Genomic DNA, 1,344 nt, shown 5'->3' on the forward strand with positions numbered 1-1,344 from the left:
TCAGAGTCTGCACCGCCAGATATGGGCAGTTACCTCAGCCCTTCACAGCCGTCCTCGTCGGATGTGTCGGAAACGCGGCGTCAGCTGCTTGAAGAGGCTGGGCGCACATTGGGTTTTCGGGGCGGAAAAGCTCAGCGAGCCTGGGAGCTGCGGCAAACACTTGATGCTGTCGCCAAAAACCTGGATGCCTTATATGACTTTCGGACTTTGATCAGCCGCCAAGGTTGGCTTCCTCCGGTGATCAGTGAGGCTCAGGATGTGGCCCACATCACACCTAATCAGATAAGAACCGCTACGCATGTGTATGAAATTCTCTCCCCGGAGCGTTTTGTCAGCAACCCGCCATCCTGGCGGAGTTGGCTCAACGCAGGCTTATCCACCTCGGCTATAGATGGGCCTGAAGCAGCAGTGATACCGGCCAACGGTGCGCAGAAATCGCTGTGGCAGGCAGCTGTTCGCAAGGGATGGGAAGAAGGACGAGAGAGTGCCGACCATACGTTGGAAGCCAATTTCAATCGTCTTACCCGTGATTATCGCGGCATGTTGGTTTACTCCCGTTTGTTGCAACAGGGGTATATCACCTCTCCGGTGGTGACCGACCAGCAACAAACTGTCAGTGGCGATCGTAGCAAGCTGACTACGGGGGACAGGGTTCGTCGTCTCAAAGAGCACGCTGGATTTGTGCCTGACAAGACGAAATGGAAGCCGGTAATACAAAGAGAGGGCGATCATGACTGAATCTACTGATTTTGTTCCTTACCCCTTTGATAACGGGCTGGATGGCAATGCGCTGAAAGCGTTTTTTGTCTGGTGCGCCAAGCAGAATGTCAGTGATATCCATATCCAGGGCGGCAATCACCTGGTCGTCAGCCACCACGGTCGATTGCGACGAGCCAGCACCTTTGTGCTGGCTGACGATACCTTGTCCAAACTGATTGACAAGGTCTTTGAGCCTGAGGTCCGGGCAACGGCCGGTGGTGGGCATCCAGTGGACAGAGCGCTGCAGCTCGATGGCGATATGTACCAGCGTTACGGTCTGGATCGTGGCGAACGGTTGCGATTCCGTTGCAATTTCGTACAGGCAACGGCGGGGCGGCTTGATACGACCATTGCACTGACCATGCGAATTATCCCGACCGCAATCCCCGACCTAGATTCGTTGGGTATCGAGGATGATCTACGCAGTGTTGTTCTGCCTCATAAAGGATTGGCCTTCATTGGTGGTGAAACCGGCTCCGGAAAAAGTACCTTCCTGGCGTCGGTTTATCGGCACTGTATCGACCATGACCCTGACCGCAAAGTGACGACGACCGAAGATCCGATAGAATTTGTTCTGGGTAAGAG

Annotated in this window: 2 protein-coding genes; both read left to right on the plus strand. The window is 54.5% G+C overall.

Translation table 11 applies throughout. The features are described 5' to 3' along the window. Positions 1–738, plus strand: a 738-nt coding sequence (locus A6U95_RS26840) for a type IV secretion system DotC family protein (RefSeq protein ID WP_065686705.1), incomplete at its 5' end; no start/stop codon positions are given. Next, positions 731–1,344: ATPase, T2SS/T4P/T4SS family (locus A6U95_RS26845; protein ID WP_198927328.1), on the plus strand; the 614-nt coding region annotated here is incomplete at its 3' end. The genes A6U95_RS26840 and A6U95_RS26845, both read left to right, overlap by 8 nt.

This window comes from Serratia sp. 14-2641, assembly GCF_001692375.1.
Taxonomy (GTDB): Bacteria; Pseudomonadota; Gammaproteobacteria; order Enterobacterales; family Enterobacteriaceae; genus Chania; species Chania fonticola_C.